The organism is Pseudomonas sp. Soil_N_39, from assembly GCF_057655955.1.
In genome coordinates, this window is the sequence record NZ_JBDGLI010000043.1 from 1 (window position 1) to 1313 (window position 1313).

The following is a 1313-nucleotide window of genomic DNA, read 5'->3' on the forward strand; positions in this document are numbered from 1 at the left end:
TGTCTCGTCCTGAATAAGGTTTACACCTTCTGACCTATCCTCAGGAGGAACCAATGGATTCAGGAAGAAGGCGTAGTCAGCGTGATTACACGCTGGGCTTTAAATTGGCGGTTGTCGATCAGGTTGAAAAGGGCGAACTGAGTTATAAAGAGGCTCAACGGCGTTATGGGATTCAGGGCCGGTCGACTGTGTTGGTATGGTTACGCAAGCATGGGCGGCAGGACTGGAGCCAAGGCGCCTCCATTCGTGCCCAGAGGAACCGACCGATGGCCGAGCCAAATTTGCCGCTGACACCAGAGCAGCGAATCAAGGAGCTGGAAGAAAAGCTGGCCCTTGCCAACCAGAAAGCCCAATTTTTTGAAGCTGTCGTTGACGTGCTGAAAAACGATTACGGTGTTTCTGTCGTAAAAAAGCGATCCGGCAAGTCCTCAGCCAAGGGCAAATCGAAGGCCTGAGTGTCACCAGGGCTTGCCAGTTTCTGGGCATCTCACGGCAGGCGTATTACAAGCGCAATCGAGCTTACGACGCGCAAGCTAGCCATGCGCAAAAGGTGCTGGGGTTTGTGCTGGAGGCACGCCTTGAAATGCCTCGGTTGGGCACCCGTAAGCTGCATGGGCTAATGCAAGCCGAACCTGAACTAACGCAAACGGTAGGCCGAGATCGATTGTTCGATATTCTGCGAGACCATCGACAACTGGTCCCACGCAAACGCGCTTATCACAAGACTACCGACAGTCATCATCGCTTCCGTCGACATCCGAATCGGCTCAAGCCCGGCCCTGACCAAGTCACTGCCACCGGCCCGGAACAGGTGTGGGTGGCGGATATAACCTATTTACCGACCGAGCAAAGCGTCGCTTACGTAAGTCTGGTCACTGATGCGTTCTCGCGCAAAATAGTCGGCCATCATGTGCATGAAAGCCTGCATACCGAGTCAGTCATCCGGGCGATGACGAAAGCTCTTCGACACCGAAGAACCAATCAGCCACTGGTACATCACTCCGATCGGGGCTCGCAATACTGCTCTGATCTCTACCAAAAGCTGCACGCCAAGCATGGCGTCAGGTGTTCGATGACGGATGGCTACGACTGCTACCAGAATGCCCTAGCGGAACGAGTGAATGGGATTCTGAAAACAGAATTTCTTTTACACCGTCCCAAAGACCTCGCCCAAGCCAAGCGCATGGTTGAGGAATCGATAGAAATCTATAACCGTAAGCGACCTCATTTGGCCCTGAAATACAAAACGCCCGATGCGGTGCATCGGGCGTTTTGAGACTGAAACAGGTGTAAACCTATTTCAGGACTAGACA

The 1313-nt window shown here is 53.2% G+C and carries 1 protein-coding gene; it reads left to right on the plus strand.

Annotated features, from left to right (window positions below; all coding sequences use genetic code 11):
• Positions 1-53: 53 nt before the first annotated feature.
• Positions 54-1276 (plus strand): IS3 family transposase gene (locus AC3A5O_RS28740; protein ID WP_122568800.1). Its coding sequence is split into 2 segments (ribosomal slippage): positions 54-405 and positions 405-1276, totalling 1224 coding nucleotides; the frame shifts between segments, so codons are not numbered across the junction.
• The last annotated feature ends 37 nt before the right edge of the window (positions 1277-1313 follow it).